General features: G+C 65.5%; 19 protein-coding genes and 2 tRNA genes. 5 read left to right on the forward strand and 16 right to left on the reverse strand.

Annotation, left to right across the window (positions count from 1 at the left end; all coding sequences use genetic code 11):
* Nucleotide 1 precedes the first annotated feature (1 nt).
* The 6 genes from ACO05L_RS10085 to ACO05L_RS10110 all read right to left on the reverse strand — a co-directional run bounded on the left by ACO05L_RS10085 (nucleotide 2) and on the right by ACO05L_RS10110 (nucleotide 3662).
* Entirely contained in the window at nucleotides 2–337 is a 336-nt protein-coding gene (locus ACO05L_RS10085; protein ID WP_421729046.1) for a nuclear transport factor 2 family protein, read from the reverse strand.
* Nucleotides 334–732 carry a hypothetical protein gene (locus tag ACO05L_RS10090; protein ID WP_421729047.1) on the reverse strand — a complete coding sequence of 133 codons (399 nt, stop codon included), beginning with the start codon at nucleotides 730–732 and terminating at the stop codon, nucleotides 334–336. The genes ACO05L_RS10085 and ACO05L_RS10090 overlap by 4 nt, the downstream gene beginning before the upstream one ends.
* Nucleotides 732–1910, reverse strand: coding sequence for an NADH-quinone oxidoreductase subunit D (locus tag ACO05L_RS10095; RefSeq protein WP_421731672.1), 1179 nt, complete (start codon nucleotides 1908–1910; stop codon nucleotides 732–734). The genes ACO05L_RS10090 and ACO05L_RS10095 overlap by 1 nt, the downstream gene beginning before the upstream one ends.
* Nucleotides 1911–2005: 95 nt before the next feature.
* Nucleotides 2006–2599, reverse strand: coding sequence for an NADH-quinone oxidoreductase subunit C (locus ACO05L_RS10100; protein ID WP_421731673.1), 594 nt, complete (start codon nucleotides 2597–2599; stop codon nucleotides 2006–2008).
* A gap of 89 nt (nucleotides 2600–2688) precedes the next feature.
* Nucleotides 2689–3315, reverse strand: a complete 627-nt coding sequence (locus tag ACO05L_RS10105; RefSeq protein WP_421729048.1) for a NuoB/complex I 20 kDa subunit family protein — start codon at nucleotides 3313–3315, stop codon at nucleotides 2689–2691.
* A complete protein-coding gene (locus ACO05L_RS10110) occupies nucleotides 3285–3662 on the reverse strand; it encodes an NADH-quinone oxidoreductase subunit A (RefSeq protein ID WP_421729049.1) in 378 nt (125 codons plus the stop codon). Before ACO05L_RS10110 ends, ACO05L_RS10105 begins: the two co-directional genes overlap by 31 nt.
* A gap of 269 nt (nucleotides 3663–3931) precedes the next feature.
* Here ACO05L_RS10110 and ACO05L_RS10115 point away from each other — a divergent pair.
* Nucleotides 3932–4008: transfer RNA gene (locus ACO05L_RS10115), tRNA-Asp, on the forward strand.
* A 150-nt stretch (nucleotides 4009–4158) separates the two neighbouring features.
* Here the strand turns inward: ACO05L_RS10115 and ACO05L_RS10120 are convergent.
* On the reverse strand, nucleotides 4159–5409 hold the full coding sequence (locus tag ACO05L_RS10120; RefSeq protein WP_421729050.1) for a glycosyltransferase: 1251 nt from the start codon (nucleotides 5407–5409) through the stop codon (nucleotides 4159–4161).
* A gap of 302 nt (nucleotides 5410–5711) precedes the next feature.
* On the opposite strand from ACO05L_RS10120, the gene ACO05L_RS10125 reads away from it, so the two are divergent.
* Nucleotides 5712–9056, forward strand: coding sequence for an autotransporter outer membrane beta-barrel domain-containing protein (locus tag ACO05L_RS10125; RefSeq protein ID WP_421729051.1), 3345 nt, complete (start codon nucleotides 5712–5714; stop codon nucleotides 9054–9056).
* Between the two features lie 81 nt (nucleotides 9057–9137).
* Here the strand turns inward: ACO05L_RS10125 and ACO05L_RS10130 are convergent, their stop codons facing one another.
* The gene (locus ACO05L_RS10130; protein ID WP_421729052.1) at nucleotides 9138–9281 is read right to left on the reverse strand and encodes a hypothetical protein; all 144 of its coding nucleotides are present in this window, start codon (nucleotides 9279–9281) and stop codon (nucleotides 9138–9140) included.
* 222 nt (nucleotides 9282–9503) lie between these two features.
* Here ACO05L_RS10130 and ACO05L_RS10135 point away from each other — a divergent pair, with 222 nt between their 5' ends.
* Complete coding sequence (locus ACO05L_RS10135) at nucleotides 9504–9743, forward strand: hypothetical protein (RefSeq protein ID WP_421729053.1); 240 nt, start codon at nucleotides 9504–9506, stop codon at nucleotides 9741–9743.
* 133 nt (nucleotides 9744–9876) lie between these two features.
* On the opposite strand, the gene ACO05L_RS10140 is transcribed toward ACO05L_RS10135, so the two are convergent.
* The 4 genes from ACO05L_RS10140 to gdhA form a co-directional block, all read right to left on the reverse strand.
* Nucleotides 9877–9950 (reverse strand) — tRNA-Val (locus ACO05L_RS10140).
* Nucleotides 9951–10009: 59 nt separating this feature from the next.
* Nucleotides 10010–10285, reverse strand: a complete 276-nt coding sequence (locus ACO05L_RS10145; RefSeq protein ID WP_421729054.1) for an HU family DNA-binding protein — start codon at nucleotides 10283–10285, stop codon at nucleotides 10010–10012.
* Between the two features lie 90 nt (nucleotides 10286–10375).
* A complete protein-coding gene (gene lon, locus ACO05L_RS10150) occupies nucleotides 10376–12793 on the reverse strand; it encodes an endopeptidase La (protein ID WP_421729055.1) in 2418 nt (805 codons plus the stop codon).
* Between the two features lie 308 nt (nucleotides 12794–13101).
* On the reverse strand, nucleotides 13102–14451 hold the full coding sequence (gdhA, locus tag ACO05L_RS10155; RefSeq protein ID WP_421729056.1) for an NADP-specific glutamate dehydrogenase: 1350 nt from the start codon (nucleotides 14449–14451) through the stop codon (nucleotides 13102–13104).
* A 272-nt stretch (nucleotides 14452–14723) separates the two neighbouring features.
* Here gdhA and ACO05L_RS10160 point away from each other — a divergent pair, with 272 nt between their 5' ends.
* Nucleotides 14724–15788 carry a PA0069 family radical SAM protein gene (locus tag ACO05L_RS10160; RefSeq protein ID WP_421729057.1) on the forward strand — a complete coding sequence of 355 codons (1065 nt, stop codon included), beginning with the start codon at nucleotides 14724–14726 and terminating at the stop codon, nucleotides 15786–15788.
* On the opposite strand, the gene ACO05L_RS10165 is transcribed toward ACO05L_RS10160, so the two are convergent.
* Nucleotides 15785–17029: a class I SAM-dependent RNA methyltransferase gene (locus ACO05L_RS10165; RefSeq protein WP_421729058.1), complete on the reverse strand. Its 1245-nt coding sequence runs from the start codon at nucleotides 17027–17029 to the stop codon at nucleotides 15785–15787. The two genes, ACO05L_RS10160 and ACO05L_RS10165, sit on opposite strands and share 4 nt — an antisense overlap.
* A 177-nt stretch (nucleotides 17030–17206) precedes the next feature.
* Between ACO05L_RS10165 and ACO05L_RS10170 the strand changes: the two genes are divergently transcribed.
* Nucleotides 17207–17926, forward strand: coding sequence for a hypothetical protein (locus tag ACO05L_RS10170; protein WP_421729059.1), 720 nt, complete (start codon nucleotides 17207–17209; stop codon nucleotides 17924–17926).
* 205 nt (nucleotides 17927–18131) lie between these two features.
* Here ACO05L_RS10170 and ACO05L_RS10175 read toward each other — a convergent pair whose 3' ends face one another.
* The 3 genes from ACO05L_RS10175 to ACO05L_RS10185 all read right to left on the reverse strand — a co-directional run bounded on the left by ACO05L_RS10175 (nucleotide 18132) and on the right by ACO05L_RS10185 (nucleotide 22380).
* The gene (locus tag ACO05L_RS10175) at nucleotides 18132–18866 is read right to left on the reverse strand and encodes a TlyA family RNA methyltransferase (protein ID WP_421729060.1); all 735 of its coding nucleotides are present in this window, start codon (nucleotides 18864–18866) and stop codon (nucleotides 18132–18134) included.
* A complete protein-coding gene (locus tag ACO05L_RS10180; RefSeq protein ID WP_421729061.1) occupies nucleotides 18863–21655 on the reverse strand; it encodes a valine--tRNA ligase in 2793 nt (930 codons plus the stop codon). The genes ACO05L_RS10175 and ACO05L_RS10180 overlap by 4 nt, the downstream gene beginning before the upstream one ends.
* A gap of 116 nt (nucleotides 21656–21771) precedes the next feature.
* Nucleotides 21772–22380: a DUF2497 domain-containing protein gene (locus tag ACO05L_RS10185; protein WP_421729062.1), complete on the reverse strand. Its 609-nt coding sequence runs from the start codon at nucleotides 22378–22380 to the stop codon at nucleotides 21772–21774.
* Nucleotides 22381–22401: the final 21 nt, after the last annotated feature.

Genomic DNA, 22401 nt, shown 5'->3' on the forward strand with positions numbered 1-22401 from the left:
TCTACGCCTTCACGAAATCAACGCGGGCGATCTTGTCGCCGGCGAACGTATAGATGGCCGCGACCTCGAAGGGCGTGGCGTCGGGAGAGCGGAAGACCCGCTCATGATCGATGACCGTGCGGCCGATGACGGTGCGCGACACCAGCTCGGCCCGGTTGCCGGGGAACTGGGCGAACATGTTCACATGCCGCTCGCGATAGGCGTCCAGGCCCGTCAGGTTGGGCTCGGCGTTCAGGTCCGACACGGTGATGTCGTCGGCGAAATGCGGGATGAAGGCCTCGATATCCTGGGCGTTATAGGCGTCCAGTTGGCCTTGAACGATGGCTTCGACGCTCATGCGGCTTTCCCCATCCAGCGGTTCAGCCGCTCGCTCCAGACGTTGCGACCGGCGTTGCGCAGATCGCGCGCCAGCCAAGACATCGGCGGGACGAACCGCGTCGCCAGTTGGGCGACGAAAATGAAGCCACTCATCCAGACGATCGAACGCAGATTGGCCTCCAGAAAGCCCCTGCCCTCGTTCAGATAACCCAGTCGATAGGCCCCGCGCACCAGGGTCACGCCGGCGATGGCCGGGGCGGTGCGGAAGACGTCGGCCATGACAAAGCGGATATTCCCCATCACCGCGCGGCGCTTGGGCGAAAAGGCGAACTGCACCGCGACGCCGAACGCCAGCAGCACGGCGAACCAGACTCCTTGCGTCGTCGTAAACTGAGGGACGGTCTCGAAACCCATCAGCGATCGACCTCGCCAAACACGATGTCGAGCGAGCCAAGGATGGCCGAAACGTCAGCCAGCATGTGACCGCGGTTCATCCAGTCCATGGCCTGAAGGTGACGGAAGCCCGGCGCCGAGATCTTCACCCGGTAGGGTTTGTTCGTGCCGTCCGAGACCAGATAGATGCCGAACTCGCCCTTGGGCGCTTCGACGGCGGCATAGACCTCGCCTTGCGGCGTGCGGAAGCCTTCGGTGTAGAGCTTGAAGTGGTGGATCAGGGACTCCATCGACCGCTTCATATCGCCACGACGCGGCGGAACGATCTTGTTGTCCTCGATCATGACCGGCTCGCCGGGGCAGTTGCGCAGCTTGTGGATGCACTGCTCCATGATCCGGTTCGACTGCTTCATCTCCTCGACGCGGCAGAGATAGCGGTCCCAGCAGTCGCCGTTCTTGCCGACGACGATATCGAAATCCAGCTCGGCATAGCATTCATAAGGCTGCGACTTGCGCAGGTCCCAGGCGATGTCCGAGCCGCGCAGCATGACGCCGGTGAAGGCCGAATCCAGCGCCTGCTGTTTCGACACCACGCCGATGTCGACGTTGCGCTGTTTGAAGATGCGGTTCTCGGTGACCAGTTCCTCGATCTGCTTCAGCGCAGCGGGGAATTTCTCGCACCAGGCGTGGATGTCGTCGATCAGGGCCATCGGCAGGTCCTGATGCACGCCGCCGGGACGGAAGTAGTTGGCGTGCAGGCGCGCGCCGCAGGCCCGCTCGTAGAAGACCATCAGCTGTTCGCGCTGCTCGAAGCCCCACAGAGGCGGCGTCAGGGCGCCGACGTCCATGGCCTGGGTCGTCACGTTCAGCATGTGCGACAGGATGCGGCCGATTTCCGAATACAGCACCCGGATCAGCTGGGCGCGGTACGGGACCTCGATGCCCAGCAGCCGCTCGATGGCCAGGCAGAAGGCGTGCTCCTGGTTCATCGGCGCGACATAGTCGAGACGGTCCAGATACGGCACGTTCTGCAGATAGGTACGGGCCTCCATCAGCTTTTCGGTGCCGCGATGCAGCAGACCGATGTGCGGATCGACGCGTTCCACGACTTCGCCGTCCAGCTCCAGCACCAGACGCAGCACGCCGTGCGCGGCCGGGTGTTGCGGACCGAAGTTGATGGTGAACTTGCGCTCGTCCATCTCGCGCGCATGGTTGGTGCGCACGTCGCCGAAGACGTCGATGTCGTCAGCCAGAGTGGGATTCACGACCGGGGTCGCTGCGGGTCCGTCAGCCATCAGACCTTGCCTCCCGAGGGCGTGCCGGCCGAACCGACGGCCTTCTCGTCACCGGGCAGGACGGGCGCCGGATATTCGGCGCCTTCCCACGGCGACAGGAAATCGAAGTTGCGGAATTCCTGGGTCAGTTTGACGGGTTCATAGACCACCCGCTTCTGCTCCTCGTCGTAGCGCACCTCGACATACCCGCTCATGGGGAAGTCCTTGCGCAGGGGATGGCCTTGGAAACCATAGTCGGTCAGCAGCCGGCGCATGTCGGGGTGGCCGCTGAACAGCATGCCGTACATGTCGAACGCCTCACGCTCGAACCAGTCGGCGGACGAATAGACATCCGCCACGCTGGGCACGGGGGACTGTTCGTCGGTCGAGACCTTCACGCGGATGCGCGCGTTCCGCGTCATCGACAGCAGGTGATAGACCACGTCGAACCGCTCGGCCCGCTCGGGAAAGTCCACGCCGCAGACGTCCAGCAGCTGCTGGAAGCCGAAACGATCGCGCAGGCTGGTCATGACCTCGACGATCCGGTCGCGGTGGCAGACCAAGGTCAGCTCGCCATAGGCCACGGTCGCATCGACCGACAGCTCGGCGACCATCTCCTGGCCCAGGGGCGTCAGGACCGACTCGTTATGCGCGACCGCCGCCAGGTGTCCCTGCGGCAGCGGCGGAATGAAGGCTTCCGCGCTCATCGTTCGATCGTCCCGGTGCGGCGAATCTTCTTCTGCAGTTGCAGCAGCCCGTAGATCAGGGCCTCGGCCGTCGGCGGGCAGCCGGGGACATAGACGTCCACCGGCACGACCCGGTCGCAACCGCGAACCACGCTGTAGCTGTAGTGATAATAGCCGCCGCCGTTGGCGCACGAGCCCATCGAAAGGACGTAACGCGGGTCCGGCATCTGGTCATAGACCTTGCGCAGGGGGGCGGCCATCTTGTTGGTCAGGGTGCCAGCGACGATCATCAGATCGGACTGCCGCGGGCTGGCGCGCGGAGCCATGCCGAAGCGCTCCAGATCGTAACGCGGCATCGACGCCTGGATCATCTCCACGGCGCAGCAGGCCAGACCAAAGGTCATCCACATCAGGGAGCCGGTGCGGGCCCACTGGATTACGTCGTCCAGCGGCGCGGTCAGGAAGCCGTGCTCGGTCACCTCGGTGTTGACCGCCTCGAAGAACTTGTCGTGCAGCTTGGGATCATAGCCCTCGACGGTCGAGCGCGCGCCCTGACCGAAGGGAACGCCTGCGGCGTTGACGAGGCCTGGGGTCACCGGGCTGGTGGGTGCGACTACTCCCATTCCAGGGCGCCCTTCTTCCATTCGTAGATGAAGCCGACGGTCAGCACGCCCAGGAAGACCATCATCGACCAGAAGGCGAAGATCATGCCGCCGCGCGACAGGTCGAACATCGACACCGCCCACGGGAACAGGAAGGCCACTTCCAGGTCGAAGATGATGAACAGGATCGACACCAGGTAGAACCGCACATCGAACTTCATGCGTGCGTCGTCGAACGCGTTGAACCCGCATTCATAGGCCGACAGCTTTTCCGAGTCGGGGTTCGACGGGGCCATCAGCCACGCCGCGACCAGGAAAAGGACGCCGACCAAGGTCGCGATCCCGACGAAGATCACGATCGGCAGGTATTGCAGGAGAAATTCATTCATTCCGATAGCCTCGCGCGCCGGGGAGGAGCCGGGCGAAAACGGGGATTCGGCGCTTCTTAGACCCAAGAGCGCCGCCGTTCAAACCCAAGCAGGGAAAGGTTTTTCTTGCGAATGGTTCGCACGCCAGTGATCGCCAAAACTCGGCTCCAGGACGGTTTGGCGAGGGTCGAAAGAAAAGCGTCACGGATCGTCAAATCGTCGTTGACAGGTCGAGGCGCCCCCGCCTAAACACCGCCCCTCGCCGCGGCGCAACAGTGTCGCGAACGAATGCGGGTGTAGCTCAGTTGGTTAGAGTGCCGGCCTGTCACGCCGGAGGTCGCGGGTTCGAGTCCCGTCACTCGCGCCACTTATTCCTTACAGATTTCAAGGTCTAAGTGGCGCGCCCCGCCCCGGGGGAGTAGCAGTCCCAATCCATCTTCACTTCATGTTTCGCGCAGGCGTTAGCCCTTTCGTCACCTCAATGGCGACGACGGAACTCACGCGTCGAGATCAGCGGCTAGTGGACGGCGACATCCTCGGCAGGGCGCACGAAGGCCGCCTGGCCGCTGACGTCGGCATAGACCATGCACAGGTCCTCGAAGACCCGATTCCAGGCGAAGCGCTCGACCGTATGCACGCGCGCCGCCGCGCCTATGGCCTCGATGTCGCGTTCGAACAGGGCCTCGATGGCTGCGGCGTACTCGTCAGGGTCTGCAGAGGCCGCAAGCTGGCCCACGTCATTCGTCACGGTCTCCGCGACGCCGCCCGCGTTGACGCCCACCACAGGGCGGCCACAGGCCATGGCCTCCAGCACGATCAGGCCGAACGGCTCCTTGTCGTTGGCGTGGACGAAGGCGTCGCAGCTGGCGATGATCCGGGCCACCGCGCGGGGGTCTTTCTCATAAGGCAGGGCGATGACGCGGTCCTCGGCGGGCATCCCCTGCCCTGCCCCGACCAACACCAGGTGATAGGGGTCGCCCAGCTTCTGGACAGCCTCGATCAGCACATCGATGTTCTTCTCGCGCGCCGGGCGCCCGGCGAAACACAGCAGGCGGGCGTCTGCGCCCAGCCCCAGCCGCTTCAGCAGCCAGTCGCGATCACGCCGCGAGGGATGGAAGGTGTCGACCTCGACCCCCAAGGGCCGCACGACGATATTGCCGACCCCGGCCTCTTCCAGCCGCTGGGCGATGAATTTGCTGGGCGAGACCACGCGGTCGAACTGGCTGAACAGCCGGGCCCAGCGTTTCTCGACGGGCTTCTTGGCCCATTCGCCAAAATGCAGCGCCGCCAGACCGGCAGGATCGGAGTGGCAGAAGCCGACGACGGGGCAGCCGGCCCGCTGACCGGCCTCCAGAGCGCCCTGGCCTGGCGTGTAGGGGTCGCCGGCCTCGATGATCGACGGCTTCATCGACGCCACCCAGGCGCCCCACCGCTTGACCGACGAGGGCCAGCGATAGCCGTCGCCGAATGGCAGCTTGGTCGCGTGCAGCTTGATAATTCCGTCCGCCCCCGCCTCATGGCGCGCGCCCGGCACGACCAGGGCATGGCTCACTCCCGGCCGATGCGTCTCCAGCCAGGCCTTCTTGGACAGCAGGTAGCGTTTCACCCCTCCCGAGCGGGGCGCGTACAACATTGTCGTGTCGACCAGTCGCGGCCTGGGATCGGCGGTCGAGGCCTTCAGGAATCGCAGGGTTTCGGCGACCTCTTCGTCCAGGCCGGGGATCAGTCGCAGCTCGCTTTCCTGCACGTCCAGGCCAGTCATGTTCATGGGGTCGCTCTCCGCTGTCGCGTCGCCAACGTGCGATCGGCGTTTTTGGATGCGTGCGGCGGGTTTACGCTTGACCATGCAGCGCCCGTAGACCCGTCCAAAGCCAAGCTCAAGCCCTCGACGCCGACCCGCGCCTTTCCCCGGGCGGGTTGCAGCTTGTTGACACCCGGCCTCACGCCGAAACACAGTGTTTCGGCCTTGCATTCGCCTCAAATTCGCGAAACTTGAGGCAGTCTGGCGCGGCCCCTGTTAGAGGGTTGCCTGCACCCGCTCGCGTGTGTGTCCACAGAGGTCTCTACCGAATGCGTAAACTGCTCGCGGCCGCCGCTGCGCTCGCTCCGCTGATGGCCGCCTCAGGCGCTCAGGCTGAGTTCGTGGTCTCCACCGGCCGCACGACGCCGATCCTGACCTCCAACGCCACGGGTTCGGCGGCCGACAATATTCGTCTGGCCAGCGCCGGCAGCATCACCCTGACCTCGGGCGTCGCCGCGACCCTCGATTCGAGCCACTCGATCGACCTCGACAGCGGGTCCAAGATCACCATGGCCAATGCGGCGAATGGCGCGACGGCGATTCTGGCTCGCGGCGGCAATACCGGCAACGTCACGGTCGGCGGCGTCATCAGCATCACCGACAACATCAACTCGACTGACGATCTGGACACCGACGACGATGGCATTCCCGACGGCCCCTTCGCCAATGGCACGGACCGTTACGGCGTGCGGGTCACAGGCGCGGCGCCCCTGGTCGGCAATGTCCTGATCGAGCGGACCGGCGGCATCACGGTCGAAGGCAACAACTCTGCCGGCGTGTCGATCGAAGCCCCGCTGACGGGCAACCTGACCTCGCTGGGCGCCATTTCGGTCACCGGCAACAACAGCTTCGGCGTCCACACCACGGGCGACATTTCCGGCGACGTGGTGCTTTCCGCCGGCGCCATCACGGTTCAGGGCGAGAACGCGGTTGGCGTCGCCGTCGACGGCGATGTCGGCGGCACCTTGCAGATCCAGACCTCGGTCGCCGCGACCGGCTATCGCTACACCACCCTGCCGCCGTCCAAGCCGACCGACGAAGCCAGTGTCGTCAAAGGCCGGGTCTATCTCGAGAACCTGAATCCTGCCGAAGACCTGTTGCAGGGCGGTCCCGCCGTTCGCGTGGCGGGCAATGTCGCTGGCGGGGTCCTGCTGGATACCGGCCCGGCCTATGTCGGCGGCGTCGATGGCGACGAGGACGGTGACGGCGTCAAGAACGGCGACGAGGACGACGACGGCGACGGCAAGAAGAACAGTGAAGACACCGACCGCGACGGCGACGGCATCCTGGACGCAGACGAAGGCACGGCGTCCCTGAACTCCATCGGCGGTGCCGCCGCGCTGGAGATCGGCTCGGCGACCGCTGCGGTGAACATCGGCGTGGTCGGCACGGGCGCCAACGCCTATGGCCTGGTCAACCGGGGGTCCATTTCCGCCAGCGGCATCTACGCCGGCATTGACGCCCAGGCGCTGCGAATCGGCGTCGACGGCGGTCAGGCGACCATCATCGCCAACGGCATCAGCAACGAGGGCACCATCTCGGCCTTGTCGAACGGCGGCGACAGCACGGCTGTGCGACTGGCCGACGGCGCCTCCACGCCTCTGTTCCTCAACGCGGGCTCGATCACCGCCCAGTCGGTGACGGAAACCGCCGATCAGATCGTGGGCGTCCTGATCGACGCCGGCGCCTCGCTGCCGTCCTTCACCAATACGGGCACCATCACCGCCGCCGTGGGTGGCGAGAAGGCGGACGCGACCGGCATCCGTGATCTGTCCGGCACCCTGACGAGCTTCACCAACAACGGCGGCATCCTGGCGACGATCGTTCCCAATGATGACGCCAAGGATCTGGATGACGACAACACCGACGCGGGCGACGAAGTCGTCACGGGCGTCACGGTCGCCGTCGATCTGCGCGCCAACACCTCGGGCGTCACCTTCATCCAGGACGGCATTGTCGATATCGACCCGGATGACGAGACGCCGCTGGCCGACGCAGATGGCGACGGCGTGTCCAATGGCAAGGAGCCGATCATCGTCGGCTCGATCCTGCTGGGCTCGGGCGCTGACACTGTCGAACTGCGTAACGGCGACGTCCTGGGCGACATCGCCTTCGGCGCCGGGGCTGACAGCTTCACCATCAGCGGCGGCGCGACCTATCGCGGCGCTCTGTCGGATTCCGACGGCCTGCTCAGCATCGACGTGACCAAGGGCGTGCTCGACGCGCGCCAGACCTCGGCCATCAACATCACCGAGCTGAACGTCGGCGCCGATGGCGGCCTGGTCGTGACGGTCGATCCGACCGACGGCTCGGCCGGTGGGTTCAATGTATCCGGCACGGCCACCCTGGCCGACGGCGCGGGCCTGAGCGTTCGCTTCAGCTCGCTGCTGGAAGCGCCGGATCGCTTTACGGTCATCAAGGCCGGCACGCTGAACTATGGCGACGTGGATGTCGGCGGCGACCTGGTCGCGGCCCCTTATCTCTATGTCGTGACGGCCGACGCCGATGTCGCGGCCGGCGAGGTCTATATCGACGCCCGCAGGCGCACCGCAGCCGAGGCCGACTTGATCAAGGTCGAGGCCCAGGCCTTTGACGCCTTCTACTCCGCTCTGGGCGATGACGACGCTCTGCTGGCCGCCTTCCTGGCCCAGACCGGGCGGGACGGCTTCATCAACCTGTACGAACAGATCCTGCCCGACCATTCTGGCGGTCCGCTTCTGTCGTTGGCGTCGGGCGTCGACGCTGTCACCCGCGCCCTCACGGGCCGCAACGCCGTCTCCTCGCCCGGCACCACCAGCGCCTGGGTGCAGGAGATCAATTTCTACGCCGAGAAAGACAAGACCGACACCTACGGCTTCGAATCCGAGGGCTTCGGCGTCGCCGGCGGCGTGGAGCGTGGCACCAACTATGGCGCGTTCGGCTTCTCGGTCGCCTTCACCTCGTCCGATATCGAGGACCCCGAGGCCGAGGCCGAGGAAGTCCTGTCGGCCAGCCTGCTGGAACTGGGCCTCTACTGGCGCGCCCAAGGCCAGAACTGGACCACCTGGGCTCGAGCCGCCGGCGGTTACGCCAGCTTCGATTCGACCCGCGCCATCGTCGCCGACGGCATCAACATCTCTAACGAATCCAGCTGGAACGGCTTCACCCTGGCCCTGGCGGCCGGCGCTTCCTACGAGCGCAACATCGGCCGGCTGAACATCCGACCGGAAGCCTATGTCGAATACTTCTCCCTGTCGGAGGACTCGCACACCGAGACCGGCGGCGCGGACGGCTTCGATCTCGAGATCGACGACCGCGACGGACACATCCTGTCGTCGGTGGCTGCCGTCAACATCGGCTATGGCTTTGGCACAAATGGCTGGATCCGCCCGGAACTGCGCCTGGGCTGGCGCCAGAACATCTCGGTGGACGTGGGCGACACGACCGCCCGCTTCGGTTCCAGCGGCTCGGGCTTCACTCTGACGCCCGACAGCATCGAGGGCGGCGGTCCCCTGGCCGGCCTGCGGATCTCGGTGGGCAACGAGCGGGGCATGATCTCCCTCTCGGCCGACGCCGAAAAGATCGAGGACTATGTTCGCTACACCCTGCTGCTGCGGGCCAGCTTCAAGTTCTGATCCGGGTCTGGATAAGAAACGACAAAGGCCGCCGGAGCGATCCGGCGGCCTTTTTCATGTGTCGAGGCCTCCGCCCAGACCCTAGAGCATGTCATCGCGCGAGCGCCGCCGACGCCGGCGCCGCATCGGCCATTTCAGGCCCAACCGCTCGGCGAACATGAGCCAGAGCAGGCTGCAGGCGCACAGCACTGCGAGCAGAAGCAATAGGGCGAGCGAAGGCGCCATTTCGCATCTCCTTTAGGTCTATCCGGTGTGCCGACAGTCGGGGAGAACGGCGGCCCGGCGACCTTGACCCCACTCGCCCGTGAGTAAAAATCAAATTTCGATGATCGTCGTTCTTCGGGCCGTTCAGCCTTCGGGGATAGCAAGCCTCAATCCTTCGAAACCGTAATTTTAAACCGAGTGGATCGCCGCCCTTTAGCGCGCGTTTGGAAGCCGTCACAGTTGATGGTTTCGACGCTCGTGTTCATTCCTCCCGGCCCCACAATCGAGCAGTGCTATATCTATGCTTGGAAAGCAGACAGGAACGCCCGGCTGCTGACCGGGCCGGAAAGACAAGACATGCAGGGCGAGGCGATGGCTTGGCGGGCGGCGGCCTTTGTGCGCATTCAGGATCTCGTACGGGCGGCGGTTGCAGAAGAGCGCTCTCGGCGCGACGCCCTCAGGTCCAGCGAATCGAACGCCTGAGCCGCTGAGCCCGTCGGATCAGGGCCAGAAGCGGTCCCGTCGAGCATAGATTGAAACGGAACATTCGCTCCATTTCGGGGAACAATCCGGGCACGCGCGTCAGTGGGCCACGCTACGTCGTTGTAAGATACGGTAGGCGGCGACGGGTTCGAACCGCCGACCCTCTCGGTGTAAACGAGATGCTCTGACCAGCTGAGCTAGCCGCCCATACCGCGCGGCCTGTTTGCCCGCCCCCGTCCTGACATTCAACCCCGCGCAGGGTCGCGTCAGCCGTTCAGTGCGCTCTTGAGGCCTTCGCCGGGCCGGAAACGCGCCGAGCGCGAGGCAGGTCGTGCGATCGATTCGCCCGTTCGGGGGTTGCGGCCCGCGCCGGCCTTGCGATCGACCACAACGAAGCTGCCGAAGCCGATGATGCGGACATCGCGGCCCGACTTCAAAGAACCGGTCACCGTGTCGGTGAAGGCCTCTAGGGCCAGTTTCGCCCGGTCACGGCTGATCCCTGCCGCCTCGGCCATCGCCGCAATCAGTTCCGCCTTGGTCATTCGTCCGCTCCCGCTCGGCGCCGATCCTAGAACGCAAAACGCGGCCCGGACGAATCCGGGCCGCGTTTCACAGGCTTGCAGTCAGATTGCTCAGTGGCTGACGACGGTCGTCCCGTCGACAGCGGGCGGTGGCGCAGGCGTCAGAGGCTCAGCCGCCTCGTCCCACTCGACCGGGGTCAGGGCGCCGACCAGGGCCCATTTCAGGGCCTCGTCGGCCGTCGAGATCGGCACGATCTCCAGGGCGTCCTTCACATTGTCAGGCACGTCGGCCAGATCCTTCTCGTTCTCCTGCGGGATCAGCACCGTCTTGATGCCGGAACGCAGGGCCGCGAGCAGTTTCTCCTTCAGGCCGCCGATGGCGGTGACGCGGCCGCGCAGGGTGATCTCGCCGGTCATGGCGATGTCCTTCCTGATCGGCACGCCCGACAGGACCGAGACCATGGCCACCGTCATGGCGACGCCGGCGGACGGACCGTCCTTGGGCGTGGCGCCGTCCGGCACGTGGACGTGGATGTCGGTCTTCTCGAACACCGGCGGCTTGACGCCGAAGGTCAGCGACCGGCTGCGGACGTAGGACGCCGCCGCCGAGATGGATTCCTTCATCACATCCTTCAGGTTGCCGGTGACGGTCATGCGACCGCGCCCCGGCATCTTCAGCGCTTCGATGGTCAGGATGTCGCCGCCGAACTCGGTCCAGGCCAGGCCGGTGACGATGCCGACCTGATCTTCCTCGTCCGTTTCGCCGTGGCGGAATTTCTTCACGCCTGCGTACTGAGCCAGCTTGGCGTCGTCGATGGTGATCGACAGCGTCTTTTCCTTGGCCATCTCGCGCACTGCCTTGCGCGCCAGCCCACCCAGAGCCCGCTCCAGCGACCGCACGCCGGCTTCGCGGGTGTAGTAGCGGATCAGGTTGCGGATCTGGTCGTCGGGCACCACGAACTCGGCCGGCGTCAGGCCATTGTCAGTCGTGACCTTGGGCAGTACGTGACGCTTGGCGATCTCGACCTTCTCGTCCTCGGTGTAGCCCGACACCCGGATGATCTCCATCCTGTCCATCAGGGGCTGAGGCATATTCAGGCTGTTGGCCGTCGTCACGAACATGATGTTCGACAGGTCGTAGTCGACCTCGAGGTAGTGGTCGCCGAACGCGTTGTTCTGTGCGGGATCCAGCACCTCCAGCAGGGCCGAAGACGGGTCGCCGCGCCAGTCGGCGCCCAGCTTGTCGATCTCGTCCAGCAGGATGAAGGCGTTGGTGGTCTTCACCTTCTTCATCGACTGGATGATCTTGCCGGGCATGGAGCCGATATAGGTCCGGCGGTGACCGCGGATTTCGGCCTCGTCGCGCATGCCACCCAGCGACATCCGCACATACTCACGCCCCGTCGCCTTGGCGATCGACTTGGCCAGCGAGGTCTTGCCGACGCCGGGAGGGCCGACCAGGCACAGGATGGGGCCTTTCAGACTGTTGGTGCGGGCTTGCACCGCCAGATACTCGATGATCCGTTCCTTGACCTTCTCGAGGCCATAGTGATCCTCCTCGAGGATGGCCTCGGCCTTGTTCAGGTCGATCGGTTTTTGCTTGGTCTTGCCCCATGGCACGGACAGCAGCCAGTCGAGGTAGTTCCGAACTACGGTCGATTCGGCCGACATCGGGCTCATGTTGCGCAGCTTCTTGACCTCGGACTCGGCCTTGGTCCTTGCCTCCTTGGACAGGCGCGTCTTACGGATGCGCTTCTCCAGCTCCATGATCTCGTCACGGCTGTCGTCGGTCTCGCCCAGCTCGCGCTGGATCGCCTTCATCTGCTCGTTCAGATAATATTCGCGCTGGGTCTTCTCCATCTGGCGCTTCACGCGCGAGCGGATCTTCTTCTCGACCTGCAGGACGGAGATTTCGCCCTCCATCAGGCCATAGACCTTCTCCAGCCGCTTGGGCACGTCGATGGTTTCCAGCAGGCTCTGCTTATCGGCGATCTTGACCGAGAGGTGGGCGGCGACCGAATCCGCCAGCTTGGAGGCTTCGGTGATCTGGGGGATGGAGCTGAGGGCCTCGGGCGGCACCTTCTTGTTCAGCTTCACATAGTTCTCGAACTGCTCGACCACGGCGCGCAGCAGGGCCTCGGCCTGGGCGGGTTCGCCCGGCTCGTCGGCGATCGTCTCGGCTTCGGCCTCGAAATACTCCTCGCGGTCGGTGAACTTGGTCAGGCGAGCTCGGCCCTTGCCCTCGACCAGCACCTTCACGGTGCCGTCAGGCAGTTTCAGCAGCTGCAGCACCGTGGCCAGCACGCCGACGGGATAGATGGCGTCGGGCGTCGGATCGTCATCGACGCTATTCTTCTGGGTCGCCAGCAGGATCTGCTTCTCGCCCTTCATGATCTCGTCCAGCGCGCGGACGGATTTCTCACGCCCCACGAACAGGGGCACGACCATGTGCGGAAACACCACGATGTCCCGAAGCGGCAACACGGGCAGTGTAAGGGTCGACGGGGTTTTGGTTTCGGACTCAGACATTGATGCACTCCAGGGCCATCGGAGATCTCCGGCCCGTCGCCTTCGCAATGCCCCGCGCTATGCAGCAGCCCCACGAAGCGACCCGTCGATTCCGACGGCGTTCGGATGAGTATGTGGTCTTTGGGACGCAGGGTTCAAGCGTGACCGGCGGACGGTCCACACAAGCGTGATTAAGCCGCCAAGCTGCACAGATGATGCAACCCCCGTTTCCACAACGGCACGACCATGCGCCCATCGCCGAACCCGACGAAATCACCGCCGCATCGGGGTGTGACCCGGCGACCTCACCCGCGATGCGGACGGCGGCCTCAGATCACGCCAAAGGCGCGCATCGCCTCGGCGACCCGCACAAAGCCAGTGATATTGGCGCCCAGGACGTAGTCGCCCGGCACGCCGTATTCGTCTGCGGTCTCGGCGCAACGGTCGTGGATCGAGTGCATGATGCCGGCCAGGCGTGTTTCCGTGTCCTCGAAGCTCCAACTGTCGCGCGAGGCGTTCTGCTGCATCTCCAGAGCCGAGGTGGCCACGCCGCCCGCATTGGCCGCCTTGCCCGGCGCGAACATGATGCCGGCCTCCTGAAACAGACGCACCGCCTCGGGCGTGCAGGGCATGTTGGCCCCCTCGCCCACCGCCACAACGCCGTTGGCGATCAACTGCCTGGCCTCGGCGCCGGTCAGCTCGTTCTGGGTGGCGCAAGGCAGGGCGACGTCGCATGCCACGTCCCAGATCGAGCCGCCCTCGACATAGTGGGCGCCCGCGCCGCGCAGTTCGACGTATTCGCTGATCCGCCCACGCCCCCGTTCCTTGATCTGCTTCACCAGATCCAGGTCGATGCCCGCCTCGTCGACGATATAGCCGTTCGAATCGGAGCAGGCGATCACCTTGCCGCCAAACTCCTGGACCTTTTCAATCGCATAGACCGCGACATTGCCGGAGCCGGAGATCACGGCCCGCTTGCCCGCCATCTCGATTCCCTTGGTCGCCAGCATACGCTCGACGAAATAGACCGTGCCGTAGCCGGTGGCCTCAGTGCGGGCGCGCGAACCGCCGTAAACCAGACCCTTGCCCGTCAGGACGCCCGCCTCGTAGCGGTTGGTCAGGCGCTTGTACTGGCCGAACATGAAGCCGATCTCGCGCGCGCCGACGCCGATGTCGCCGGCCGGAACGTCGGTGTACTCGCCCAGATGCCGATACAGCTCGGTCATGAAGGACTGGCAGAATCGCATGATCTCGCCGTCCGAGCGCCCCCGCGGGTTGAAGTCGGACCCGCCCTTGCCGCCGCCGATCGGCAGGCCGGTCAGGGCGTTCTTAAAGATCTGTTCGAAGCCGAGGAATTTGATGATCCCCAGGTTCACCGAAGGGTGGAAGCGGATCCCGCCCTTGTACGGCCCCAGCGCCGAGTTGAACTGCACGCGGAAGCCGCGGTTGATCTGCACCTGATTGGCGTCGTCCACCCACGGCACGCGGAAGATGATCTGGCGCTCGGGCTCGCAGATGCGCTCGATCAGGGCGTCGTCGGCATAGTCGGGGTGTTTGGCGACGACCCGGCCCAGGCTCTCAAGGACCTCGCGAACCGCCTGATGGAACTCGGCCTCACCGGCGTTGCGGCGCAGAACCTCCGCCAGGATGGGCTCCAGCTTTTCGTCAATCAGGGTCATGTGGTTCTCCGCATAAGTCTGCGGCGACGCAGAAGCGCCGCCGGTCGGCGGGCTCCATAGCAAGAAATAGTCGATCTGGAGGATTATCTCGCCGGGCGAGCTATTTCTTGCCGCCTGAGAGACCCAAGCGGGTCGAAACCTGCCAAGAATTCCGCTCGCAGGGAGGCAAGGCTCCATAATGTCCATGCGTGGAAAGGTTTGAACCGCCGCTGAATCGCGGCGACATTCCTTTTGTTCTTGATTTGTTCTCGACTCTGCCTCACCCTCCTCCTATGGAAGCCGCAAAAGGAAGAGGCGCGCGTTCGAATGCCACCGGTCGTTACGAGGTCACGACGTCTGAAGCTTTCGACGACGGTTGGACGCCGGAGGACGAAGCCCCTGCCCCACTTCGGACGACGCTCACGGCCGAGCACGCCCGCACCCTGATCACTAGGAATACCAGTCCAGACATCGGCTTCGACCGTTCCATCAATCCTTACAAAGGCTGCGAACATGGCTGCATCTACTGCTACGCCCGTCCATCCCATGCCTGGATGGGCCTATCCCCGGGCCTGGATTTCGAGAGCCGGATCTTCTTCAAGCCCGAAGGCGCGCGTCTCCTGGAACAGGAACTCTCCGCCCGCAAATACGTCTGCAAACGCATCCACATAGGCGGCAATACCGATCCCTATCAGCCCGTCGAACGCGAGCTGAAGTCGACGCGGTCGATCCTGCAGGTCATGCAGCGGTTCAATCAGCCCTTCTCGATCATCACCAAGTCGAACCTAATCACACGTGACGCCGACATCCTGGGGCCGATGGGGCGCGAAGGCCTGGCCACCGCCTTCGTCTCCATCACCACCCTTGACCGGGGCCTGGCCCGCGCCATGGAGCCTCGCGCCTCGACCCCGCAGCGGCGTCTGGATGCTATCAAGGTTCTGGCCGACGCGGGCGTTCCGGTCGGCGTCGGCTTCGCCCCCGTCATCCCCGGCCTCAACGACCACGAACTGGAGTCCATCCTCGAGGCAGCGGCCAAGGCGGGGGCCCAGACCGCCATGTACGTCACCCTGCGCCTGCCGCTGGAGATCAAGGACCTGTTCCGCGAATGGCTGGCCGACGCCCGCCCGGACCGCGCTGACCGGGTCATGTCCCTGATCCGCCAGACCCGGGGCGGCAAGGACTACGACGCCGACTGGTCCCAGCGCATGAAGGGAACCGGCCCGGTCGCCGAGCTGATCGGCGTCCGCTTCAAGGCCGCCATTAAACGCTATGGCCTGGACCAGCAGCGGCATGTGTTGGACATCACGAAGTTCCGGGTGCCGGCCGATGCGCGGCCCCAGCTCGAACTGTTCGGCTAACGCCGGAAAACGCCGACCAGCTCGACGTGGGCCGACCACAGGAACTGGTCGATCGGCGTCACCGTCTCCAGCCGGAAACCGGCGTCGATCAGCATCCGGGCGTCGCGCGCGAAGGTCGCAGGATTGCACGACACCCCCACCACGACGGCGGCCTTGGTCCCGGCGATCTGGGCGGTCTGGTCGACGGCGCCGGCGCGGGGCGGATCGAAGACGATGGCGTCGCAGCCCTTCAGGTCGAAGGGCGACAGGGGGCGGCGGAACAGGTCACGCGCCTCGGCCGTGATCTGGCGCAGGCCCGAGGCGGTGCCGACCCCCGCCTTCAGCGCGCAGATCCCGGCCTGAGAAGCGTCCGCCGCCAGCACGGGCGCCACGGTCGCCAGGGGAAAGGTGAAGGCCCCTGAACCACAGAACAGGTCGGCGATCTTCTTGGCCCCCTTCACCGCCGCCACGGCGCGAGAGGTCATGGCCAATTCGGCCTCGGGCACCGCCTGCAAGAAGCCTCCGGGCTGCAGGGGCACGGTCGCCTTGCCGAACATCACCCTCGGCTGGCGCTCCATGATCAAGGTCTCGCCGGCAAGGCTCAGCCGCGCCAGGCCGGCCTCGTTGGCGGCCCGGATGGCCTGCATCTGGCGGTCTCGCGACAGTCCCCCCGACTTGCGTTCGACCCCAGTCACGTCAACGTCCAGCCCGTCCAGGGTCCAGGTGGCGTGCAGGGTCGGCGCCGATTTGGGGTGTTCCAGGAAGGCCGCCGCCACCTTGGCCAGGGCCGGAAAGGCCGCGACCAGACGCGGATCGGCGACCGGGCATTCGCTGACCTCGACCAGACGCCAGGACTTGCGGGCCTTGAACCCCAGAATGACCCGCCCCTCCGGCGTGCGCCGCGCGTGCAGGGCCACCCGACGCCGCGACGCCATGGGCACGGCGACCGTCGCCTCGATCTCGGTCTCGATCCCCTCGCGACCCAGCGCCAGCCTGACCTGCTCGCGCTTCCACTCCAGATACGGCCCGGTCGCCCAGTGCTGCAGCGAACAACCGCCGCAATCGCCGTAATGGGGCGACACGGGCATGATCCGGTCGGGGCTGGCGGTGACGATCTCGACGCTCTCGGCGCGGCCGTCCCTCACCTCGGCGCGCACGGTTTCGCCCGGCAGGCTCAGGGGCACGAAGACGGGGCCGGCGGGGGTTTGGGCGATACCGTCGCCCTGTCCGCCGACGCGCGAGATTTCCAGCAATTGACTCATCGCGCGCTTCTAGCCTCAGCGGCCCCAGAAGCGAAATCCGCACTGGACTCGAAAGATGAACGGAGATGAACGCCGCCGTCAAAGGCCGTTCAGCTTCGCCCCGTTAATCCTCAATGCAACAGAGACGCCGCCAGACCGTTGGTCGCGCATCTGTTCACAGGAACGAGGATGACAGCGATGTCCACGCGTCAGTTCAACATCTCCGGCGGGGCCGTGTTCGCCGCTCTGGCCGCCGCCGCGACGCTCGCCGTCCCGGCCGCCGCCTCGGCTCAGAACTACGGCCAGCAAGGCTACTACAACAACAGCCAGAGCTATCAGCAACAGCGTTGCGACCGCGAACGTTCGGGCCGCACCGGCGCAGGCGCCTTGATTGGTGGCGGCCTGGGCGTCGTCGCCGGCAACAATATCGCCAGCGGCGGCGGTCGTACCGGCGGTCGGATCATCGGCGGCCTGCTGGGCGCCGCCGTCGGCGCCAGCGTGGGCCGTGGCTCCAGCGACGCCTGCTATCAGCAACAGGGCTATGCCGACAATCGGCGCGACGACCGCGGTTATTACGACAACTCGGGTTACGATCAGTCCGGTTATGACCAGTACGGCGACAACCGTGGCTATTACGATCAGGGCTACAGCCAAGGTCAGGGCGGTCAGGTCTATTATGACGCCAACGGCTACGGCCCTTATTCCAGCGGCGGTTCCAGCTATGGCTACAGCCAGTCCAACGCGGGCTATTACACCCAGCCTAGCTATGGCTACAGCTCGCAGGGTGTCCAACAGCAGTCGGGTTACGGCTACAGCTCAGGTGGCTATTCGTCCGGCGGCTATGCCTCCAGCCAGGTCCAGTACAGCCCGGACGGTCGCTACTGGTACGACCAGAATTACGGCTGGCGTCCGCGCTGATTGCGCCACGCTGGCCACAGAGACTCACTCCGTCGATTTTTTTCAGCCCCCCTGTCGATCGGCGAAGTGACGGGAGCCGCCGGTGGATCACTCCACCGGCGGTTTCTCAATTTTGAAGAGGGGTCGCTAACGCTCGGCTCGCGGAGCCTCGCTGCTTGAGCGACAGAGGCTCAAGGCTTGCACAGATTCGCCGTTGGGCGGGCTGTCAGGCCTTTGTCGCCCACAGCAGGAACTCGACATTGCCGTCGCCGCCGGTGATGGGGCTGGGCGTCGTTTCGCGAACGGTCCAGCCGATGCCGGCCAGCCAGTCGGCGACGCCCGACACCGCAGCGGCGTGAGCCTCGGGGTCCTTCACCACGCCGCCCTTGCCGATGGCCTTGGGGCCCGCCGCCTCGAACTGAGGCTTGATCAGAGCGACTAGGTCCGCGCCGCCCTCGGCCAGGCCCAAAGCCGCCGGCAGCACCTTGGCCAGGCCGATGAAACTGGCGTCGCACACCACCAGCTGCGGCGCATCGGTGATGATCGAGGCGTCCAGGTTGCGCGCGTCCGTCTGTTCTAGATTGACGACACGCGCGTCAGCGGCGACCCGCGCATGCATCTGGCCCGAACCGACATCGACGGCGAAGACCTTGGCGGCCCCGCGTTCCAGACAGACCTCGGTGAAGCCGCCGGTCGAGGCGCCGACGTCCAGCACCACCCTGCCATCGACCGCAACGGGCCACAGGGTCAGGGCGTGATCCAGCTTCAGCGCGCCACGACCGACGAAGCGGTGCGCCTCGACGGCGGTGACAACGGCGTTGTCCTCGACCTGGCGCGAGGCTGACGTGACCACTTCACCGTCCACGGTCACCCCGCCAGCCTCGATCGCTGCACGCGCCTTGGCCCGACTTTCGGACAGGCCGCGCGTGACCAGAAGCTGGTCCAGCCGGACGCGGCTCAATTCAACGAACCGAGACGATCAAGGGCCGCGACCAGCTTGGCCTTGGCTTCTTGCGCATCGGCCAGTTTGGCGCGCTGCTCCTCAATGACGGGGGGCGCGGCCTTGGCCACAAAATTGGGATTGCCCAGCTTCTTGTTGATGTGATCCACGTCCGACGTCGCCCCGGCGATGGCCTTGGTCAACCGCGCCTTCTCGGCCGCCACGTCGATGGTCCCGGCCAGCGACAGGGCTGCGGTCGAACCGCCGATGACGAAGGTCACGGCACCGGTCGGCGCGGCCTCGGCCACGGTGATCTCCGACACCCGCGCCAGGGTCAGGATCAACGGTTGATGCCATGCGATCCGTTCTGCGGTCTCAGCGTCCGGAGACACGAAGGACAGCGGCGGCTTGGCGCCCGGCGGCACGTTCATCTCGGCCTTGAGCTGGCGCACCTCGGTGATCAGATCGACCAGCCAGCCGATCTCGGCCTCGGCGCCCGTATCGACGAAACTGTCGGGCAGAGCCGGCCATGTGGCGGCGATCAACGACGGCTCGTCCCGCGCCGGGCCTTCCTTGCCCAGTTCGTCCCACAGCTCTTCGGTGATGAAGGGCATGACGGGGTGCAGCAGCTTCAGCGTCTGGTCCAGGGTCCAGGCGGTCATGGCCCGGGTCTCGGCCTTGGCGGCTTCGTCCGTGCCTTGCAGCACCGGCTTGGACAGCTCGACATACCAGTCGCAGAAGACGTTCCAGACGAAGCGGTACAGGGCGCTGGCGGCGTCGTCGAACCGTCCGCCCTCGATGGCTTCCGAAACCTGGCGTTCGGCCTTCAGCAGCTCGCCGCGGATCCAGCGGTTGATCGTCTGTTCGACGGTGGCCGGGTCAAAGCCCTCGACGCGAACGGCCTCGTTCATCTGGCTGAAGCGGGCGGCGTTCCACAGCTTGGTGCCGAAATTGCGATAGCCTTCAATGCGCTCCTTCGACAACTTGATGTCGCGCGTGCCCGACAGGATGGCCATGGTGAAGCGCAGCGGATCAGCGCCCAGCTCGTCGATGATGCCCAGGGGGTCGATGACATTGCCCTTGGACTTACTCATCTTCTGGCCCTTCTCGTCGCGGACGAGGCCATTGATTATGACGCGCTTGAACGGCGCCTCGTCCATGAAATGCAGGCCCATCATCATCATCCGGGCGACCCAGAAGAAGATGATGTCGGCGGCGGTCACCAGATCGCTGGTCGGATAGAAGCGCTCCAGATCCTGCGTCTTGTCGGGCCAGCCCATGGTCGAGAAGGGCCAGAGCGCCGACGAGAACCAGGTGTCGAGGACGTCCTCGTCCTGGGTCAGGGCGACCTCGGAATCATAGTCGGCCATCGCCAGTTCGCGCGCGTCTTCTTCGGTCTCGGCGACATAGATCTCGCCGTTCGGACCGTACCAGGCTGGGATGCGGTGACCCCACCACAGCTGACGCGAGATGCACCATGGCTCGATGTTGCGCAGCCATTCGAAATAGATCTTTTCGTAGGACTTGGGCTCGAACACCGTCGCCCCGGTTTCGACCGCCTTCAGCGCCGGTTGGGCCAGGGTGTGAGCGTCAACGTACCATTGATCCGTCAGCCAGGGTTCGATGACCACGCCGGAACGGTCGCCGTGCGGGACGACGTGTCTGGTCTTCTCGATTTCCTTGAGCCAGCCCTCGGCCTCGGCGCGGGCGACGATGGCCTTGCGCGCGACAAACCGGTCCAGACCGCGCAGTTCGGTGGGGATGGAGGCGACCACAAACTCGGGCGTTTCAGGATCGAACTGGTCCTGTGTCTCGTCGAGACCGGTCGGGGTGTCCTTCCAGTCCAGGATCGCCGCGAACTGGTTCAGGATGTTGATCGAGGCCAGCCCTGCCCGCTTGCCGACCTGGAAGTCGTTGAAATCGTGGGCGGGCGTGATCTTGACCGCGCCGGAGCCCTTGGTCGGGTCGGCATACTCATCGGCCACGATCGGCACGCGACGGCCGGTGATCGGCAGGATGACCTCCTTGCCGACCAGCCCCTTGTAGCGTTCGTCGGTAGGGTGCACGGCGACGCCCGTGTCGCCCAGCATGGTCTCGGGCCGCGTGGTCGCCACGACGATATAGTCGCGCGTCTCGAACGCAGTCGCCCTGCCCTCATCGTCGAACTCGGTCGGGTATTCGAACGTCACGCCATCCGCCAGTGGATAGGCGAAATGCCAATACGCGCCCTCGACCTCGCGCTGTTCGACCTCAAGGTCCGAGATCGCCGTCTGGAACTGCGGGTCCCAGTTGACCAGCCGCTTGTCGCGATAGATCAGGCCTTCCTTGTGCAGTTGCACGAACACCTTGCGGACGGCGGCGTTCAGCCCCTCGTCCAGGGTGAACCGCTCGCGCGACCAGTCGCAGGACGCGCCCAGGCGGCGCAACTGCTGGACGATGGTCCCGCCGCTCTCGGCCTTCCAGTCCCAGACCTTCTGGACGAAGGCGTCGCGGCCGATCTCGCGCCGACCGGCATTGCCTTTCGCCGCCATCTGGCGCTCGACCACCATCTGGGTGGCGATGCCCGCGTGGTCCGTGCCCGGCAGCCACAGCACCGACTTGCCCTTCATCCGGTGATAGCGGGCCAGGATGTCCTGCAGCGTATTGTTCAGTGCATGGCCGATGTGCAGCGACCCCGTCACGTTCGGCGGCGGAATGACGATCGAATAGGCCTCGGCCGCGCCCTCGGTCGGGGCGAATGCGCCCGAGGCTTCCCACTGGGCGTACAGGCGAGGTTCGGCGGCCTTGGGGTCGAAGGTCTTGTCGAGCATGGTCGTCCTTGTTCCCTGTCGTTCCGCAAGGCGGCTTCAGGGGCATTCCAGAAAGCAGAAGGGGCGGTCCCGTCGGAACCGCCCCCTTGTGTTGTAGTCGCGTGGCGCGAAGAGGGCTAGCCGGCCGAGCGGGCGATGCGTTCCACTTCCTTGCGTACCGCCGTCTCGACGATGCCGGGCAGGTTGGCGTCGAGCCAGTCCTTCAGCATCGGCCGCAGCAGGGCGCGGGCCAGTTCGTCGACGGTCGGGCCGGTGCCGCCGGTCTCGGCGACGGGCTCGGGCCGGGCGAAGCTGGCGGCCAGACCGGCGAAGGCCGATGCGGCGCTGGCCGAGGCGCTCTCGCCGACCAGGGCGTCATACGAGGCCGCAGGCGCGACGGCGGGCTCGGGCGCGGCATAGGCGCTGGTATAGGGTTCGGGTTCGGCTTCCGGCGTCGACACGTCCAGGTCGCCGATCGTCTCGGCGGCGGGGGCCTGATAGATTTCGGTCAGATCCAGAACGTCTTCCTCGACGGGAGCGGGCTCCGGCGCGGCAGGGGCTTCAGCGGCCGCCGGAGCAGCCTCGGCGATCGGCGCAGGCTCGGGCGCCGGCTCCGGCGCAGCAAAGGGCTCGGGCGCGACTTCGGGCGCAGCCTCTGCGGCAGGCGCGTCGTCTTCGGAAATGATCCGGCGGATCGACGCCAGGATCTCTTCCATTGTCGGTTCCTGGGCGGACTGGTCGGTCATCAATAAACACCTGGAAGAGCG

It is taken from the genome of Brevundimonas sp. (genome assembly GCF_965227765.1).
Lineage (GTDB): Bacteria > Pseudomonadota > Alphaproteobacteria > Caulobacterales > Caulobacteraceae > Brevundimonas.

Coding starts and splice junctions, on each gene's coding strand:
- ACO05L_RS10165 (WP_421729058.1), bottom strand. CDS start 17,029: ATGAGTCAATTGCTGGAAATCTCGCGCGTCGGCGGACAGGGCGACGGT.
- lon (WP_421729055.1), bottom strand. CDS start 12,793: ATGTCTGAGTCCGAAACCAAAACCCCGTCGACCCTTACACTGCCCGTG.
- ACO05L_RS10135 (WP_421729053.1), top strand. CDS start 9,504: ATGGTTTCGACGCTCGTGTTCATTCCTCCCGGCCCCACAATCGAGCAG.
- ACO05L_RS10180 (WP_421729061.1), bottom strand. CDS start 21,655: ATGCTCGACAAGACCTTCGACCCCAAGGCCGCCGAACCTCGCCTGTAC.
- ACO05L_RS10100 (WP_421731673.1), bottom strand. CDS start 2,599: ATGGTCGCCGAGCTGTCGGTCGATGCGACCGTGGCCTATGGCGAGCTG.
- ACO05L_RS10105 (WP_421729048.1), bottom strand. CDS start 3,315: ATGGAAGAAGGGCGCCCTGGAATGGGAGTAGTCGCACCCACCAGCCCG.
- ACO05L_RS10090 (WP_421729047.1), bottom strand. CDS start 732: ATGGGTTTCGAGACCGTCCCTCAGTTTACGACGACGCAAGGAGTCTGG.
- ACO05L_RS10095 (WP_421731672.1), bottom strand. CDS start 1,910: ATGGACGAGCGCAAGTTCACCATCAACTTCGGTCCGCAACACCCGGCC.
- ACO05L_RS10120 (WP_421729050.1), bottom strand. CDS start 5,409: ATGAACATGACTGGCCTGGACGTGCAGGAAAGCGAGCTGCGACTGATC.
- ACO05L_RS10185 (WP_421729062.1), bottom strand. CDS start 22,380: ATGACCGACCAGTCCGCCCAGGAACCGACAATGGAAGAGATCCTGGCG.
- ACO05L_RS10145 (WP_421729054.1), bottom strand. CDS start 10,285: ATGACCAAGGCGGAACTGATTGCGGCGATGGCCGAGGCGGCAGGGATC.
- ACO05L_RS10085 (WP_421729046.1), bottom strand. CDS start 337: ATGAGCGTCGAAGCCATCGTTCAAGGCCAACTGGACGCCTATAACGCC.
- ACO05L_RS10170 (WP_421729059.1), top strand. CDS start 17,207: ATGTCCACGCGTCAGTTCAACATCTCCGGCGGGGCCGTGTTCGCCGCT.
- ACO05L_RS10130 (WP_421729052.1), bottom strand. CDS start 9,281: ATGGCGCCTTCGCTCGCCCTATTGCTTCTGCTCGCAGTGCTGTGCGCC.
- ACO05L_RS10110 (WP_421729049.1), bottom strand. CDS start 3,662: ATGAATGAATTTCTCCTGCAATACCTGCCGATCGTGATCTTCGTCGGG.
- ACO05L_RS10125 (WP_421729051.1), top strand. CDS start 5,712: ATGCGTAAACTGCTCGCGGCCGCCGCTGCGCTCGCTCCGCTGATGGCC.
- ACO05L_RS10160 (WP_421729057.1), top strand. CDS start 14,724: ATGGAAGCCGCAAAAGGAAGAGGCGCGCGTTCGAATGCCACCGGTCGT.
- gdhA (WP_421729056.1), bottom strand. CDS start 14,451: ATGACCCTGATTGACGAAAAGCTGGAGCCCATCCTGGCGGAGGTTCTG.